This window comes from Anaerosporobacter sp. (assembly GCF_965301125.1).
In genome coordinates this window covers 1-18,376 of sequence record NZ_CBDLAM010000068.1, presented here as the reverse complement: position 1 = coordinate 18,376, position 18,376 = coordinate 1, and the positions used below count along the sequence as shown (strand labels likewise).

Here is an 18,376-nt window from a genome sequence, read left to right as displayed (position 1 = left end):
ATATAAGGCATTTGGAGCCTCTATAAGTTAAATTATATTATATTGAAAACTTCGCCTATTTAGCCATTTGAGCAGCTACTTCTGCAGCGAAATCTTCTTCTTTCTTTTCGATACCTTCGCCAGTTTCAAAACGAACGAATCTCTTAATAGTGATATCAGCGCCAACTTCTTTAGCAGCTGCTTCAACATATTTTTTAACTGTTAAGTCTTCATCTTTGATGAAAGCTTGTTCTAATAAGCAAACTTCTTTTAATTGTTTGTTTAAACGACCAATGATCATTTTTTCAATGATGTTTTCTGGTTTGTCAGGGTTTTCGTTCATAGCTTGAGCTTTTAAGATTTCTTTTTCATGCTCTTTGTAATCAGCTGGAACTTCTTCAGATGATAAATATTTAGGAGCGATAGCAGCGATTTGCATAGCTACATCTTTAGCTACTGCCTTAGTTTGATCGTTAACTACTGAAGTTTCAACTTCAACTAAAACACCAACTCTACCACCAGCGTGGATGTATGATTCAACAAATCCGTTTTCAGCAACGATTTTTTCAAATCTTCTGATGTTCATGTTTTCACCGATTACAGCGATTTGAGCAGCTAAAGCTTCTTTAACTGTCATATTTGTATCAGGAGCCCAAGCTTCTGATAAGAAAGCTTCGATATCTGTAGCTGAAGTTGAAGCTGCTTGAGCTGCTACATCTGCTACGTAAGTTTGGAATTTTTCATTTTTAGCAACGAAATCTGTTTCACTGTTAACTTCTACGATAGAAGCTACTTTACCATCAGCAGATACGTTAGTTGCAACGATACCTTCAGCTGCGATTCTTCCAGCTTTCTTTTCAGCTGCAGCAAGACCTTTTTCTCTTAAGAATTCTACTGCTTTGTCCATATCACCATCAGTTGCAGCAAGAGCTTTTTTACAATCCATCATTCCTGCACCTGTCATTTCTCTAAGTTCTTTTACCATTGACGCTGTAATAGCCATGTTCGAATACCTCCGTTATTCATTTACGTTTCCATTTTTTATTTTTATTATGAGAAGCGTTACCGCTCTCTTTATAATACAAAACTAATACCCCTCACTCATATGAGTGAAAGATATGCAAAGTATTAATTTATTCATAAATATATAGAAAGTAGACATCGCAAACTCTCTATAACATGAATAATGCTTCAACCGGGCAACCCTGGCTGAAGCATTATACCAAGCCCATAACGGGTATGAATAATCAGATTAAGCTTCTACTGCTTCTTCAACAGGAGCTTCTTCGTTTAATTGAGCACCTTGGTTAGCTTCGATAACTGCGTCAGCCATCTTAGCAACGATTAATTTAACTGCTCTGATTGCATCATCATTACCAGGAATTACGAAATCTAATTCTTCTGGATCACAGTTAGTATCAGCGATACCAATTAGTGGAATTCCTAATGTATGCGCTTCTTGAATACAGATTCTTTCTTTCTTAGGGTCAACTACGAAGATTGCATCTGGGATGTTCTTCATGTTCTTGATACCACCAAGATTCTTTTCAAGTTTTTCTTGTTCTTTCTTAAGGTTAATAACTTCTTTCTTAGGAAGAACATCGAAAGTACCGTCTTCTGCCATAGTTTCGATAGCTTTTAATCTTTCAATTCTACCTTGGATAGTTTTGAAGTTTGTAAGCATACCACCTAACCATCTTTCGTTTACATAGTACATTCCACAACGTTCAGCTTCTGATTTAACAGAATCTTGAGCTTGTTTCTTAGTACCAACGAAAAGAACAGTACCACCGTCAGCTACGATATCTTTAATAGCATTGTAAGCTTCATCTACTTTACCTACAGATTTTTGTAAATCGATAATGTAGATACCATTTCTTTCAGTGTAGATGTACTCTGCCATTTTAGGGTTCCATCTTCTAGTTTGGTGTCCGAAATGTACACCAGCTTCAAGTAATTGTTTCATTGATATAACGCTCATAATTTACCTCCATTTGGTTGATTTCTTCCGTATATTTCAGCTTACTAGTAGACCAATTTGGCACCCTACTAGAAATCAATATACGTGTATTTTAACATTAAGAGTATATCATATGAATTTACATATGACAAGTATTTTTTCTCTCTATGCTTTAAAAATAATAAAATTATTTCTTTCCAGTTATTATTTCCGCTATGGATTTATACGTAGCATTCACAGGAATTAGATACTCTCCTGTTCGAATCTTATTAGAGTAACCTTGCTCATGCATATAACTAAGGAATTCATCGGAATCTTCAATTATATTTTTTTCTTTTAATAATCTTCCAACACTAGTACCTGTCATTCCATCCGTTATTTCAATGGAGTAATAATCGATTGATATGATAGAATCATCTTTTTTCGAGTCATCCTTATCTTCGTCTATAGAATCATCTTTTTCATTATCGTCTTGAACTTTGTTACTCTCTTCATCTAGACTATCATCATTTTGATTTTCTTCATCACTTTGACTATCTACTACATTTTGAGATTCTTCATCATTCTGAGAATTTTCTTGATTCGTAATCTCTTGTTGACTCTGCTCATCTTGTAATGGTTCTTCTTCCACTGAATTAGTATCTTCCGAAGTATCCATTATCATACCATAACCCATAGCTTTTTCCATAATTTCATCTTTTGTCAAAGCATTTTCTCTAATTATTCTACTACGGGATGCTTGTAGAGACAGTGACATTGCAATAGCTGTGAATAGAATTCCAATCCCTAAGCCACGAATAAAGTATTTTAGTTTTAATTTCATATGCAAACCAAACCTTCCTAACCAACAACAAATTTATCTTTGCTTGTATAGATTTACCACAAAACTTACTTCACCTTTCCCTAAGTCTAAGGTTTTAGCAATTTCAGTAATACTTTTTCCACTAGCATATAACTTCATAATCTCTTGGTTGTTATTTTGTTTATCTTCTTCTGTAAACTGTTGTTCGCGATACGTATAATTTGTTGAATCTTTAGAATCCGTTTGGTTGTCTGCTTCACTACCTTTTGAATCTACTTTTTCCATAAACGTTTCTTGATTATTATGCTCTTCAGCTATTGGATTTTCTTTTATCGAATTTTCTTTCACTAAACTTGCTTTCAACGAACTCTCTTTATCGTTAAGCATGTTATATAAGAATACTACTTCTGTATGATTTTGATCAATCTTTGCAAGTATCTGATCTGAGTAATCACTAATTGCCATGATTTTTTCATTGGTTATCTTATTAAGACTATTCTCTGTCTTAACTATTGTAGCTTCTGATATCTTCATCAAATTCTCTTCCACTGTGTTTTGTAATGCTAGTAACGCATCTTCATCTAAACCCTTCATTGTATTACCCGCTAGTTCCTGTTTCCCTTTAGAAGTTACCTTTTCCGTGAAGAAGAAACTTACTGCTATCAAAACTAAACCCAGTATTACCATGAATACATCAAATACTGTCATATACTATCTCCTACTTATATTTTAATATCAAATGAACCACCATTAGTTGGATGCGTATTTACTGGAATTTCTTCTTTTTTCTTTTTCCCTTTCTTATTCGTATCACCGTATGTCTGTTCATTTCCTTTTTCCTTTGCATCATAACGAAATTCCTTGTTTTCTCCTTTTTGAGATTCTACCGTTTTTCGCTGTTCGTGCTTAATCTGTTGTTGAAACGTAGAGTTCATCTGTGCCTGTTCCTGCATAGGTCGTTGCATCTCAACTTGCTTAACATTAGAAACTTCGTTCGTACGGGGTATCAAAGTTAACATATCTACTTGAGTAATCATACGATTCACCTCTTTCCGTCAAATACATAAATTAAAACAACCCTACTACCTTAATGTCTGCTTTTTCTTTAATAAACTTGCAATGATGTTCTGCTGTTTTAATAATATAAATTACACCTCCAATATCTACACGTACACCTGAATATGCCATATTATCTACTATAACTTCTCCATTTATATTTTCTTCCATCATTTCTTGCATTTGTTCGTATTGCTCCATTAATGGTTCTAGAGCCTTGTCAATTTCTGTATTTTGCAAGGAGAGCTTTTGCAAATAATGCAACTTTTCAGCACTCAGCTTCTCCCCATTTACAACCTTTTTCTTAAATAGAGTTAAGACTTTAACAATTTTTTCTTTTTCTTCTTGTAAAGATACGATTTTGCCTTCACATTCTCTATAGGACTCAACTATTGTAGGGTCAACACCTACTTCCAGTACCGTAGCAGTACCCATTGTTGAACCTACAGTTTTTAGGTGAATAAGAGCACCTGCTTTAATAACTCCACCAGTTACCAAGCCTTTTCTGCCACTTACGTTGACATCTGTTTTAGCATATACCTTACTATGCAAGATTGTTTCTGTATAAACATATCCACCGGAAATAACAGTTGAACTTTCAATAAACTTACTCACTACGTTACCTTTTGCTTTTAAAAGTCCTCGATTCATACCTTGAATTCCACGTTTTAATACAATATTCCCATCACTGTGTAATTCTGCACCTTCAACAACTCCATCTACAATAATATCACCTTTTGCATGTACAGTAAATCCCGTTCTAACATTTCCCTTAACATAGACATTTCCTTCATATGTAATATCTCCAGTTGAAGTATCAACATCAGCAAGTACTTCATATGTATTTGACACAAATACCTTATCACCTGCTAACTCAACATGCCCTGAGACCTCTGAATACATCTTTAACCCATCTTGTGTTACATAGATATTTTTTCCGTGCTTCAATATCTTATTTACAACTTTTTGTGGTCGTATTACATTTCCATAAACATCAATCCCTGGAATACCAGAATCAGCAGGTATTAATTCGGCTAATAATTGGTCCTTTTCAACATGACTAATCATGTCCAATTGATGAAAATCAACCGAACCATCATCATTATGCTTTGGTTTTAATTTACGATCGATTTGGAAATAATACTTGATCTCAGCATTTTTTCCATCAACTGCATCTATTCCACTTGCTATAATAATATTGGTATTATAGCAACGTTCTCTTAAAAATTCAGAAATAGCAGTATTCTGAATTCCGTATTTGATTCCTTCCCTTGTGATACACGATTTGATATCTTCATTATCTAATAATCTTCCTTTGTTTGAAGGTGGGTACCATTTAGCAAAAGCAGTTTTCTTATCACTTGATACTGAAACTGTCATTAACTCCATAACAGGTAATATGATAGTATCACTTAATTTCACGTCAGTTTCTTCAACTAAAGAGGCGACTTCTTGTTTTAATATTTTAATATCATACTCAAAAATCCTGACTTTTGATAAGTATGCACTTATCTCATCAAGTGTTACTGATTCTCCACCATCAATTTCTGGTACTAAATGAAGATATACTCCATCATCTTTTATGTTCAAATAAAAATATCCGTTTTTTTGTATCATGTTTACCCCCCGCCTTCCCTTTAACAAAATTTTAATTTCTTGTACCAAAACAAGTCATCTGAAACCTGTAAAGAGAACTTGTTTTAGTTAAAATATATTAAACATTTCTATATTATTTCCCATTTTACTTCTTAATTTCTGAAGTGCCTTTGTATGTAACTGTGACACTCTTGATTCAGATACCTCTAAAGTTAAACTAATCTCCTTTAAGGTTAGTTCTTCATAATAATATAGAATAATTACTTTCTTTTCTTTCTCTGTTAATGATTCTAGACTTTCTAATAGAATCTCTTTAAGTTCACTACGCTCAACTAATTTATCTGGCTGGGCATAGTGCGAATTCTCATTCGCTTCTACTTTCACATCACTTCCCTGTTCAATGTATTCATCTAACGATATTAGAGATGATATCTTTGTTTGGTTTTGCCATGTGATTAATTCTTTTACTGTAATATCTAATTCCTCTGCTAATTCTTCGTCGGTAGCCATTCTACCCAATCTTGCTTCAATCTTCTGATATGCTGTATCAATTTTCTTTTGTTTTTGGCGTAAGGTTCTTGGTAACCAATCCATCTTCCTGATTTGATCTAATATGGCTCCTCGTATCCGTAGTGTTGCATATGTTTCGAACTTTACCCCCTTATTATAATCAAATTTGTCTATCGCATCTATTAGTCCAAAGATCCCATATCCGATCAAATCATCATATTCTACATTATGCCCAAGATAGATGCTGAGTCGACCAGCTACTATTTTAACTAATTCCGCATATTCAAGAATTAGTTTCTCACGATTTGAACTTATTCGATTTTTACTGTACTCTTCCCATAATCTATTTCTTCGTTCTTCGTTCATGCTCGCCTCCAAAAGACAGTCTCATAGTTTCTCTATTCTTCTGAAACATCATCATCTTCCGTTACCGTTTCTTCACCTTCCGTAGCGACATCCATATCTTCCGGTTGTTCCAAATCCGTTGCTATAATTCGATTAATTAAATTTCTCGCTATTAACCCAATAATATAGAATATGATTAATACACCAAGTAAAATCTCTAGCGTCGAAACAACGCTATAAGATTTAATAAGGAATATAGCACTAGTTATTGATCCTGCTAACAGCATTATTATTGTTGGTATATATCTTGTCCTCATTTCATTCACTCCTGCCAAATATATTTTATCGAAACAATATATTATATAGTTTTAATTGGTTTGCCAACGGATTTTATTAATAAATCCCCCGTCTCAGTATAGAATTCAATGGTTCTTCCATAATTCAAACCTGTATCTTCCCCTATTACTCTAATACCTAGTGAAGCCAATTTGGCTTTCGTAGCTTCAACGTTCCTGTCACCAATTCGAAGCATATCATTATTCGCTGTAAATGCAAACATCTGTGCTCCTCCTGCAATCTTAGCAACAAGGTTTTGTTTCTTTGCCCCTAATGAAACCATTAATTTTATCAGTTCATCAATACCTGTATCTGCAAATTTTGCTGGATTTTCATTCTTGCGTATCTTCGTACTGTCAGGCAACATTATGTGAGCCATGCCTCCAACCTTTACAGAAGGATCATACAATGCAATACCAACACAAGATCCTAATCCAAGAGTAGTTAATGCATTGGGACATTTACAGGCATTCAAGTCCGCCATCCCTACTTTTATCATCTCGTTCATAAAAATCACCTATAATCCTAATGAATTCATGATTTTATCATATGAGTCTAAAGTCGGTATAAGTATAAAGTATCCATTAACTTCATCATCATCTTCACAGAATTGAGATTGTATTAATAATGCTTTATCACCTATCTTACCGAATTCAATTGCTGGTACACTTAAAATTGCCCCAGACATATCAATTGACATGTAAGGAACCGAAGCATTTATGCGCATATTTGTTAAAGCTGAGAGGGATGACAGATACGCTCCTGCTATAATATTACCAATTTCATTCAATGCTGATAAATCCATCTCTGTAAATTCACGGGATTCATCTGATTTTATACCAACTATCATATCTACTAAATGATGTGCCGAATCTTCTTCTAGCATAAACATCATCATACCATCAATATCACCATCAATTGTTAATAATATACCTACAACAATAGTTTCAGCTCCACCAACAACATCTGGTAAATCACGAAACTCAAGAAGCTCAACAACAGGTACTTTCATATCAACTTTTGTATTAATCATCTGAGATAATGCAGTTGTCGCATTCCCCGCACCTATATTGCCAATTTCCTTTAAAACATCAAAATGCATATTATCAATGTGATCTAAATCCACAGTACCACCTCCTGGTATATGTTATTCACTAAAAGGGCTGCCACAAGAACTTATTTCTTTATAGAAATGATTTGCGGCAGCCCCTTATCACATTAGGCTTAGACAGCCTCTTTATCTCCGATAACACCTGCAATATTAAGCAATGAAATTAAGTTGTCCCCATGTTTGCCTATACCGCTTAGATACAATGATTTTTCATCCTTAGCGTTATATGTTACCTTTTCAATGCTTTCATCTTCTAAAGTAACTACTTCCTTAACTTCATCTACTAGAATACCGATTGCAGACTGTGCTTCAAACTTAAGAATAATAATTCTTGTAGCATTCGTTATTTCATCAGGTTCAAGACCGAACTTTAAACGGATACTCATTACAGGAATAATCTCTCCTCTTAAATTAATTACACCTTTAAAAAACGATTGTGCTTTTGGAACTCTTGTAATACGTTGCATTCTAACAATATTATCAACATATTGAATGTCAATTCCGTATTGTTCGTTACCAATTCTTACAACAATATATTGCTTTGCTTCTGTGCTCATGTTTGCATCCATAGTAAGTACCTCCTATACTAATGTATTAACATCAAGAATTAAGGCTACTTCACCTTCACCAAGGATTGTTGCTCCGCCAATCATCTTATTGTTGTTAATATATTTACCTAGTGATTTGATAACAATTTCTTGTTGTCCAATTAAATTGTCTATTACAAGACCTGCTAGCTTGTCTCCCTTGGAAACAATAACCACTGTAAGATTTTCAGAAGATTCTTTTGTTTGTTCCACGTCAAGAATATCAGCTAAACGAATGATTGGAATTACAGTTCCTCTTAAATTGATTACTTCTTTCGTTTGAACATATTTGATATCACTTACAGGAACATCTTCAATTGTTTGTATACTACCAAGAGGAATAGCGTATTTTTCTGTACCGATTTCAACCATTAATGCTTGGATAATTGCAAGTGTTAATGGTAAACGAATAATAAAGTTACTTCCTTCACCAAGCTTAGTTCTTGCCTCTATATCACCGCCAAGTGCTTCTATTCTCGTTTTAACAACGTCTAGACCAACACCTCTACCAGAAACATCAGTAATCTGTTCTGCAGTTGAGAAACTTGGGCGGAACAATAAGTCAACAACATCTTTATCCGTCATTGTCTCAGCTTGTTCTTTTGTTATAGTTCCCTTTTCTAAAGCTTTTTGTTTAACTTTTTCTACATTGATACCAGCACCATCATCACGCACTTCTATCACAACATTATTGCCATCTTGGTAAGCATCTAAGAAAATTGAACCAACTTCTGGTTTACCAGCTTTTCTTCTTTCTTCTTCATGTTCAAGACCGTGATCCGCAGAATTACGTAATAAATGCATTAATGGATCGCCAATTTCATCAATTACAGTACGGTCAAGTTCTGTATCTTCACCTGTCATGAATAATTCCATCTTTTTATTTAGTTTCTTAGATAAATCACGAATCATACGAGGGAAACGATTTACAACACTTTCAATCGGAACCATTCGAACTTTCATAACAGATTCATGTAAGTTAGTTGTTACTCTTTCAAGATACTCTATCTGTTCATTAAATGCACTCTCAGAACGATTTTCATTATCTCCAGAACTGATAGATACTAAACCATTCTTAGCTATTATTAATTCACTAACTAGATTCATCAACACATCTAGTTTTTCAATATCAACACGTACAGAACGATTAACTACTGGTTTTGATTGCTGTTTTGATTGTGCTTGTGACTGTGCTTTAGCTTGAGTAGTTTCTTTCTTTTCAACTGGAGTTTGCTCTGTTACAGAGGCTGTTTGTACAGTATTTGTTTGATTTGCACTTTCTGATTGCATAGATTCGCTTGTGTTCTGAGGTATCTCCATCTTGTCTATATATACAGTTTTAATTTCAGATACAGCAAGGATCTTCGCCTTTACTTCTTCAAGTGGCTCCTTAGTAATTAATATTACACTAAAATCAAACTCAAATTTTTCATCTTCAATATCTTGAACTTCAGGGTATGATTTAATTACATCACCAAGTTCCTCCAATGCCTTAAACACAAGAAATGCTCTTGCTGCTTTTAGAATACAAGATTCTTGAATATAGATTGTAATACCAAATACGTTCTGTCCAGTATCTCTTGCTTTTGTTATAGCATGGCTTTCATAATCAGCAATTCTAAGGTCCTGATACTTAGCTCCTTCGTCATTCTCTTCAGCTGTTTCAACTTGAGTTGCCGTAGCAGAAACACTTTGAGCTTCAGTTTTTTCTCCAAGTCCTTCTTTCAGTATAGTATTTAACTGAGTTATAATTGGCTCGTTATCTTCTGTACCTTCATCAGCTGTTTGTTGAATGTTACTTAAATAAGATTCAAGTGCATCTAACCCTTGAAATAGAACGTCAACTAAATTTTCACCTACTGACATTTTGCCATTTCTAATTTCTGAGAATACATTTTCCATATCATGTGTTAAACGTTGCATTCTCTTATATCCCATTGTTCCAGCCATACCTTTTAGTGAGTGTGCTGCACGGAATATTTCATTAATAGTATTTACATTATCCGGTTCTTTTTCAAGAATTAATAATTGTTCATTTAGATTTTGTAAATGTTCTTTCGTTTCATCGATAAATATCTCCAAATATTGACTAACGTCCATCTAAAACACCCCCACGTGATTTGTTATAGCTTCAGCAACTTTTTGTAATGGTACAACTTCATTTACTAGTCCTGACTCTGCTATTACTTTAGGCATACCATAAACAGTTGATGTTGCTTCATCTTGAGCTATAACATAAATGTTATTGTTTTCATTTAGTTTTTTAATACCTTGTGTTCCATCTCCACCCATACCAGTTAAGACGACACAAGTTATTTCATCATAGTTTGAATCCACTAAAGACTCATATAAAATATCTGCGCAAGGTTTTAATCCACCTCTTGCGGCTTCTAATGTTACAGATAATAAGTGTTTACCTCTCTCTTTTCTCACTCTCATCTGGTACCCACCTTTAGCAATATAAACATGACCTTTTTTTACTTCTTCTCCATCAACTGCCTCTTTAACAACCAGTTCACTTAACTCATTAAGACGTTGAGCAAGTGAATATGTAAACCCTTCTGGCATGTGCTGTACTAGTAAAAAACTTGCATTTAAATTCTTGGGAAGTAATGGAATTACTTTTTGTAATGCCTTAGGCCCCCCTGTAGAACAAGCAAGTGCTACTAGTTTTGCAGCATCTTTTGTAAGCATTTGGGTACTGCTTGCGATTTTTGAAGGCTTATTTAGTGAAGACTTATTAATTGTCGTATGTTTAACGGCTTGAAAATCCTTACGAGCATCTCCAGTCGCTAATAATAGACAATCAATTAATCGGTTTTTAAAACTATCACTTTTAGCTTCGATAAAACTCTCTGGTTTAGTAACAAAATCAAATGCTCCTAACTCCAAAGCTTGTATAGTTTCTTTTGCACCTTCTTTAGCAATTGTGCTAACAATGATAACAGTTAGCTTAATATTTAGTTTGGAGATTTTCTCCATGAACTGCAATCCGTTCATTTTAGGCATGTTTATATCTAAGACGACCGCATCAACTTGTCTATAATTTATAGTAACATAGTCAAGTGCTTCTAATCCATTAATGGCAACTTTTGATACCACAAATCGATCATCTGAGTTAATTATATCAGATAACAGTCTTCTCATAAGTGCAGAGCCATCAACAACTAAAATATTTTTTTTCATTTAATCATTTCCTTTTTTTTGTCGCTGTTTTTCTCTTTGTACAGCAAAGATATAGCGAATTATCTTTTCTCTTGTTTCATTAGTAATATCCTCATATAAAGCACGGTATTCGTAATCAGCTGGCTTTAGGTGGATGCATGTAACATCAATTATTCTAACATTAACTTCTAGATGTAACCCACACTTACCTTCAGATAGAATTAAATTAAATTTGAAACGATCCCCCACATTATGACTGTTCTCTGAATGAAATCGTATACCACCACCACTGAGGTCAGTAATTGTTGCTTTTAAATTATAGCTTTGCAGTTGATTTAAACTTTCTTTACAAATATTTGTGATTAAATCAGATTGATTCATTTCCGTACTAATTCTTTTTTGAATCATCTCTTCCATTGGAGTAAGAATACGATACCTTGTATCGATAATACAATCTAATCTGTAAAATTTCCTCCTTTGATAACGTATAGGATTCGATAATAAGAAGATTTCAGCCACTCTAATATTCTTTTCAAGGTATTTACTAACTACTTTTCCTTTTGCCTTAAGTATATTGTTTTTTGAAAAAAACAAAAGAATATATACCCCATCTTGCTCCAGGTTAATAATCCTATTTTTATAAATCGGCATTGTAATAACAATAGAATTATCGGATTTTATCTCAAGTAATTTTGAAGCATAGGTCTTATCCTTACCTTCTGGGAGTAAATTGTCATCGTCTTTTGATAAGCTAACTTTGTCACCAATAGTAAGAGTTGTCAAATCTACCATATAATCCTCCCCTTTTAATCTTCTTTTGTCTTGTTCTTCTTAAATCTCATTAAATTAGAAAATAATTGTGATATTCCCTTCTTCTGTTGCTGTTGCTCTTCCATTTCTTCCTTACATAATGCATTTGCCATATCATACACTGCTTTTGCCATTTCTGAATTAGGATATGCTAATGAGACAGGTTTTTGTTTAATTACAGCTTTTGATACATTCTTATCCATAGGAATTGCACCTAGGAATTCGACATTAAGGTGTAGATAATTTTGTATAACAATGCTTAGTTTATTATACAGTTCTCTTCCTTCTGCATACGAATCTACTCGATTTGGAACCATCTTTATAACTGTATCTTCAATAGAGAATTGCGAATGTTTTGATAGTGTTTTTAATAATGCATATGCATCCGTTATGGAAGTTGGTTCTGGTGTAGTTACTAAAATAACCTCAGAACTTGCTGCTACAAATTCTAATACACTTTCTGAAATACCAGCTCCTGTATCGATTATAATCACATCAGCTAGATCATCAAGCTCATACAACATCTTTCTCAAATCATCAAGTTGTACTCTTGTAAGATTGGCTAGCTCTTCTATTCCTGAGCCTCCTGATATGAAGCCAATATTTTCTGGACCCTGCGTAATTATCTCTCTTAAAGTCTTTCCTCTATACATCAAATCTGCAAGATTATATTGAGGTCTAATTCCTAGCATAATCTCAACATTCGCTAGTCCAAAATCCGCATCAAGAATCACTACTCTCTTACCAAGTCTGCTTAGCTGAACTGCTAGGTTTACGGAAATGTTGGACTTACCAACACCTCCTTTTCCACTAGTTACAGTAATTACTCTTGCCATGTCATTCTTTTGGTTTTGTTTCTCTATCATCTTTCGTAATTCTTCCGCTTGATCCATCAATCACTGCCTCCTAATAGTTTTTTAGCAACAAATTGCGCATCGAGCCTTCCTATATCATTTGGTACGTTTTGTCCCCAAGCTGCATACGATAGAGGTGCACCTGTCATCATTCTGACATTAAGAATATTACCCATGCATATTGTTTCATCTAGTTTAGTAAATATTACCTTGTAATTTGCAATCGTAGAATACGTCTCGGTTATACGTATCAAATCTTTATATTTTGTAGTCGCACTTAACACTAGGTAAATCTCTTTCATGGAGTCATCAATAGTGCCTAACAATGATTCTAAGTCGTCTTTTTGTTCTGTATTCTTATGAGATCTTCCTGCTGTATCAACTAAAACGATATCGTAATCATTAAATTCTTCTTTTGACTGTCTAAATTCTTCAGTAGAATAGATTACCTTTAATGGTACTCCTAGAATATTTGCGTAAATTCGTAATTGCTCTACTGCAGCAATACGATACGTATCCGAAGTGATTAAGGCCATCTTTGTATTCTTATTCATCTTAAATCCAGACGCAATCTTAGCGATTGTGGTAGTCTTTCCTACACCAGTAGGTCCAATGAAAAATACAAACTTTGGTTTGTTTTCCCCTAATTCAATTGTCTCTGGTTGACCTAATTTCAAAACGATTTTTTGGTATATACTAGTCAGTATGTTATCAACTGGTGCTCCTTTTTGCAAAGTAGCCTCAATTTCATTGATGATTTGATTCGTGTATTTCTCATCTACTTCATTCATTATCATCTGCTTGTAAATCAGTTTAATATATTCATTCTCGTTAGCTTTTTCCTCTTCAACTGGTTGTACCACATTTTCCTTAGTAGGATTCATCTGCTTTTCAATTAAATTTTGAAGATTATCTAATTTTTTTTCAATTTCTGATGAATACGTGGACTTAACCTCCTCAAAGAGATTCTCATCTGTATCTGTCTGTCTAGTAACAACTTTTTCTTTTGTAATTTCCAATTGTTTATTAGACTGATTTTCATTGATTAACTTTTGAAAAGAGGATAATAAACTATCCTCTTCGTAATTAACTGTATCATCTACAGCTGCTGTTATTTCAACTTTGGAAGCCCTAAAAAACTTATGAATTCCTTTTGGTTTAATCGTCTTGATATTAGTAACAATTGCATCTTTACCTAATTCTTCTTTTGCCATTAATATGGCTTCTTTTTCTGTTTCAGCTTGAAATTTCTTAATTATCACTACGCTGTCACCATCCCTACTGATTGTAATTCAACATTAGATTCAATTTCACTATACGAGATAACAATCAAATCTTTAAAGTAATCGGAAGTTAACTTTTTAAAATACATACGCACTATAGGAGACGTTATAACAATAGGATTTCTTCCTAGGTTCTCCAGTTTTGATACTTCATCTCTAACAGAATTCATAATTCCCTGAGTCTTTTCTGGATCCAACGTCAAATATGCTCCCTGTTCTGTTTGCTTTACAGCACCCATAATTTCTTGCTCTATTTGTGGATCAAGAGTAACTACACTTGTTGTTTCCCCATTTGGAAAATATTTATTAGAGATTGCACGTTTTAGACTCTGACGCACATATTCAGTAAGTACATCTGTATCTCTTGTTACAGGTGCATTATCTGCAAGTGTTTCAAAAATAGTAACTAAATCACGAATTGATATTCCTTCACGCAATAAGTTCTGCAGAACTTTTTGAATTTCACCAACACCAAGTTGTTTTGGAACCAATTCTGATATAAGGGTCTCATTTGCCTCTTTAACATTATTAATAAGATTTTGAACATCTTGTCGACTTAATAATTCACTTAGATTATTCTTAACAACTTCCGTTAAATGTGTAGCAATAATGGAAGGTGGGTCTACAACTGTATAACCAAGTGATTCTGCTCTCTCTCTTTGGTTTTCTGTAATCCAAATTGCAGGTAGGTGGAAAGAAGGTTCAAACGTTGGAATACCTGTAATTTCTTCTTCAACATATCCCGGATTCATCGCCATATAGTGATCAAACAAAATCTCACCATCACTAACTGGGATACCCTTAATTTTAATAACATATTGATTAGGATTTAACTGTATATTATCTCGTAAACGTATAATTGGAACTACACAACCAAGTTCTAGTGCAATTTGCCTACGAATCATAACTACACGGTCTAATAAATCACCGCCTTGGTTAACATCCGCCAAAGGAATAATACCATATCCAAACTCTAACTCAATTGGATCAACCTGTAATAACGTAGTAACATTCTCTGGTTTACGAATCTCATCAGCATTATCTTCTGTAGCTGATACCTCTTCTTCAATATTCCCCTCTTCAATCTTAGCATTAATCATTCTACCACACATAATAAAGACTACCCCGTATGTACAGAATACAATGATATTAAGAGGAGTAACTACTCCAAGGAATATTAACGCTCCACCAACCATATACAATACTTTAGGTATTGAGAATAATTGATTAACAAGCACCTCTGAGATATCTGCTTCTTTTGAAACCTTGGTAACTAATAAACCAGTTGCCAAAGATATCATGATTGATGGTATCTGGCTTACAAGACCATCACCAATAGTAAGAATGGTGTACTTCTCAAGTGCATCAGCCATTGGCAAACCTTGTCTAAGTACGCCCATAAGAACACCACCAACAATATTAATTACAGTGATAATTAAACCAGCTGTTGCATCCCCTTTTACGTATTTCGTAGCACCGTCCATAGCTCCAAAGAAAGCAGATTCAGATTGTAACTTCTCTCTTCTTTCTCTTGCTTCCGCGTCTGTAATTGCACCTGTATTCAAATCCGCATCTATCGCCATCTGTTTACCAGGCATAGCATCAAGCGTGAATCTTGCAGTTACTTCCGCAACTCTTTCAGAACCTTTATTGATAACCATAAATTGTACCAAAATTAAGATTAAGAATACGATTGCTCCGATTATAAGATCTCCACCACCTACGAATTCACCGAATGTCCTAACTACATTACCAGGATCTCCTGTTGAAAGAATTAACTTCGTAGATGATACATTCAACGAAATACGAAATATAGTAGTAAACAACAGTACTGTTGGGAAACTTGACATATTCAATGCTTCTTTTGAGAATAATGCATTAAATAATATAATCATTGCTATCGCTATATTAAGCGCTAATAATACATCCAATAATAAAGAAGGTATTGGTACAATCAAAAATACAATAGCCGCTAGGATATATAACCCAAGTACCAAGTCAGACTTTTTCATTCACCTTACCCCCATAACTAAATCTTATTTTTTACTCTATATACATAAGCTAATATCTCAGCCACCATCTGATACAGTTCCTGAGGTATCTCTTGATCGATTTCTACATTAAAATATAACATTCTAGCAAGTGGTTTATTTTCTACAATTTCAACCTTGTTTTCTCTTGCTATATCTTTTATTTTTTGAGCCATATAATCAGCACCTTTGGCCACAACCATCGGTGCAGAACTAGACTCCCTATCATATTGCAACGCAACCGCAAAGTGTGTTGGGTTGGTAATAACAACGTCTGCATTAGGAATCGCATTCATCATTCTACGTCTAGATGCTTCTTGCATCTTCGACTTAATCTTACCTTTAACTTGAGGATCACCTTCTGCATTCTTCCATTCATCTTTAATTTCCTGTTTAGACATCATCATGTCCTTCTTAAATTTCCTTTTTTGATAAAACAAATCCGCAAATCCAATAATCAGGAACATGTAACTAATCTTCAAACCTAACGAAATAACCATATCACCAATAACTCCGATGGCTTGGAATAAAGTAAAGTCATACAAATTGAAAAGTAATTTCCATTGATCTTTTAATGTGGAATATACAAGCACGCCGATTAATATTATCTTAAGTACAGAGAATAGTAATTCGACTAACTTTTCCTTTGAAAACATCCTCTTAAATCCATTTATTGGATTCAGCTTACTCAGTGTAGGTTTTAAAGGTTTTGATGTAACTTTCCATTTAATTTGTACTATATTAACTAATATCCCTGCGACTATACCAATTAAGAATATAGGTAATGAAATTAAAAGAATTGATCTCAAAGCATATCCAAGTAAAGACAGGATTGAGTTCATTGACATATCATCTTTAACAATAAGTGTAATACTTTCAAATGACTTCTGAAATGCTTCTATGAATTTATCCCCTATTGTTCCGATAAATATTTTCAAGCTAAGAAACAACGCTAAAAGCATAACTGCTGTATTTAATTCTTGACTCTTTGCTACCTGTCCTTCATCTCTTGCTTTATCAAGTTTCTTTGGTGTGGCTTCTTCTGTCTTTTCTCCACCCTCATCTTTTGCAAATAACTGTAAATTGTATCGCAGAAATGTTGTCTGCTTGTATATTAAGTTCTGATTGAAATCATCATACTGTAATCTCAACTTAAGCTTACCTCAAATCATTCCGTTAGATTTTGGACAACCATTTGAATTAAAGATTTCATCTCTGAAAAGATAAAGTCTGTAACTTGTGGCATTAGGCTAATAATAAAGAACAAAACAAAAAGTCCTATAAATACTTTTATCTGCATACCAACTACAAACATATTCATCTGTGGTGCTACTCTGGCTAATATACCAAGTACGATATTTACGATTAATAACGTCGCAAACACTGGAAGTATAATCCGAAAACCTATAATAAAGAAATCGGTAATAAACTTTAACGCAGTGTCGTATAAACCATCTTTAAAAACTGCATGTCCAAGCGGTATTAGTTTAAACGTATCCATAATTGCTTTTAAAAGATGCAAATGCATATCACTTAAAAGCATTATTAACATTACAAGATACGTATAAAAACTTGATGTTATAGTTGTCTGCATATTAGATGTAGGATCAAATTGTGTAGCCATGGAAAAACCAATCTCCATGTCGAGCATTTGTCCCGCAAAATTTAATATGAAGACACACATATTAGCACTGAATCCAATTAAAATTCCTATAATTAATTCTTTGGCTACTAAAATGGCATAATCAATTATGCCAACATATTCAAGCTGTATACCATTTATTGAACTAAAGATCACAAGTGCCATAAAAGCACTAAGTCCTATCTTAACCTTCCTAGGTACACTACTAAGATTAAAGAAAGGCGCAGCATATACGAAACCTGAAATTCGAACTAATATTAATAAAAATACTTCTATATCTTCTACTGCAAAATCTACATTCATATTATCC

At 33.9% G+C, this 18,376-nt stretch carries 19 protein-coding genes; all 19 read right to left on the bottom strand.

All coding sequences use genetic code 11. The features are described from left to right. Nucleotides 1-55: 55 nt before the first annotated feature. Nucleotides 56-982: a translation elongation factor Ts gene (gene tsf / locus ACW2QF_RS09435; RefSeq protein WP_455715750.1), complete on the bottom strand. Its 927-nt coding sequence runs from the start codon at nt 980-982 to the stop codon at nt 56-58. Between the two features lie 249 nt (nt 983-1,231). Beyond that, entirely contained in the window at nt 1,232-1,960 is a 729-nt protein-coding gene (gene rpsB, locus ACW2QF_RS09430; RefSeq protein WP_455715749.1) for a 30S ribosomal protein S2, read from the bottom strand. A gap of 166 nt (nt 1,961-2,126) precedes the next feature. Continuing rightward, nucleotides 2,127-2,762 carry a hypothetical protein gene (locus tag ACW2QF_RS09425; protein WP_455715748.1) on the bottom strand — a complete coding sequence of 212 codons (636 nt, stop codon included), beginning with the start codon at nt 2,760-2,762 and terminating at the stop codon, nt 2,127-2,129. Nucleotides 2,763-2,795: 33 nt separating this feature from the next. Continuing rightward, the gene (locus ACW2QF_RS09420) at nt 2,796-3,449 is read right to left on the bottom strand and encodes a DUF6115 domain-containing protein (protein WP_455715747.1); all 654 of its coding nucleotides are present in this window, start codon (nt 3,447-3,449) and stop codon (nt 2,796-2,798) included. 14 nt (nt 3,450-3,463) lie between these two features. Next, nucleotides 3,464-3,778: a hypothetical protein gene (locus ACW2QF_RS09415; protein ID WP_455715746.1), complete on the bottom strand. Its 315-nt coding sequence runs from the start codon at nt 3,776-3,778 to the stop codon at nt 3,464-3,466. Between the two features lie 31 nt (nt 3,779-3,809). Next, nucleotides 3,810-5,414 carry a DUF342 domain-containing protein gene (locus tag ACW2QF_RS09410; protein ID WP_455715745.1) on the bottom strand — a complete coding sequence of 535 codons (1,605 nt, stop codon included), beginning with the start codon at nt 5,412-5,414 and terminating at the stop codon, nt 3,810-3,812. A gap of 87 nt (nt 5,415-5,501) precedes the next feature. Then, complete coding sequence (locus ACW2QF_RS09405) at nt 5,502-6,269, bottom strand: FliA/WhiG family RNA polymerase sigma factor (RefSeq protein ID WP_455715744.1); 768 nt, start codon at nt 6,267-6,269, stop codon at nt 5,502-5,504. A gap of 32 nt (nt 6,270-6,301) precedes the next feature. Beyond that, nucleotides 6,302-6,565: a hypothetical protein gene (locus ACW2QF_RS09400; RefSeq protein WP_455715743.1), complete on the bottom strand. Its 264-nt coding sequence runs from the start codon at nt 6,563-6,565 to the stop codon at nt 6,302-6,304. A 41-nt stretch (nt 6,566-6,606) separates the two neighbouring features. Continuing rightward, nucleotides 6,607-7,092: a chemotaxis protein CheD gene (locus tag ACW2QF_RS09395; protein WP_455715742.1), complete on the bottom strand. Its 486-nt coding sequence runs from the start codon at nt 7,090-7,092 to the stop codon at nt 6,607-6,609. Nucleotides 7,093-7,101: 9 nt separating this feature from the next. After that, complete coding sequence (locus ACW2QF_RS09390; protein WP_455715751.1) at nt 7,102-7,686, bottom strand: chemotaxis protein CheC; 585 nt, start codon at nt 7,684-7,686, stop codon at nt 7,102-7,104. 122 nt (nt 7,687-7,808) lie between these two features. Further along, nucleotides 7,809-8,264, bottom strand: coding sequence for a chemotaxis protein CheW (locus tag ACW2QF_RS09385; RefSeq protein WP_455715741.1), 456 nt, complete (start codon nt 8,262-8,264; stop codon nt 7,809-7,811). Between the two features lie 12 nt (nt 8,265-8,276). After that, nucleotides 8,277-10,382 (bottom strand): chemotaxis protein CheW, encoded by a 2,106-nt coding sequence (locus ACW2QF_RS09380; protein ID WP_455715740.1) that lies wholly within the window; start codon nt 10,380-10,382, stop codon nt 8,277-8,279. Further along, nucleotides 10,383-11,468, bottom strand: coding sequence for a chemotaxis-specific protein-glutamate methyltransferase CheB (cheB, locus tag ACW2QF_RS09375; RefSeq protein ID WP_455715739.1), 1,086 nt, complete (start codon nt 11,466-11,468; stop codon nt 10,383-10,385). Then, on the bottom strand, nt 11,469-12,239 hold the full coding sequence (locus ACW2QF_RS09370; protein ID WP_455715738.1) for a flagellar brake protein: 771 nt from the start codon (nt 12,237-12,239) through the stop codon (nt 11,469-11,471). 14 nt (nt 12,240-12,253) lie between these two features. Then, nucleotides 12,254-13,150, bottom strand: coding sequence for a MinD/ParA family protein (locus ACW2QF_RS09365; RefSeq protein WP_455715737.1), 897 nt, complete (start codon nt 13,148-13,150; stop codon nt 12,254-12,256). Then, nucleotides 13,150-14,373: a flagellar biosynthesis protein FlhF gene (gene flhF, locus ACW2QF_RS09360; protein WP_455715736.1), complete on the bottom strand. Its 1,224-nt coding sequence runs from the start codon at nt 14,371-14,373 to the stop codon at nt 13,150-13,152. Before flhF ends, ACW2QF_RS09365 begins: the two co-directional genes overlap by 1 nt. Then, a complete protein-coding gene (flhA, locus tag ACW2QF_RS09355) occupies nt 14,373-16,406 on the bottom strand; it encodes a flagellar biosynthesis protein FlhA (protein ID WP_455715735.1) in 2,034 nt (677 codons plus the stop codon). Before flhA ends, flhF begins: the two co-directional genes overlap by 1 nt. Before the next feature lie 17 nt (nt 16,407-16,423). Further along, nucleotides 16,424-17,575 carry a flagellar biosynthesis protein FlhB gene (flhB, locus tag ACW2QF_RS09350; RefSeq protein WP_455715734.1) on the bottom strand — a complete coding sequence of 384 codons (1,152 nt, stop codon included), beginning with the start codon at nt 17,573-17,575 and terminating at the stop codon, nt 16,424-16,426. 17 nt (nt 17,576-17,592) lie between these two features. Beyond that, a partial coding sequence (gene fliR, locus ACW2QF_RS09345) for a flagellar biosynthetic protein FliR (RefSeq protein ID WP_455715733.1) occupies nt 17,593-18,376 on the bottom strand: 784 nt, incomplete at its 5' end.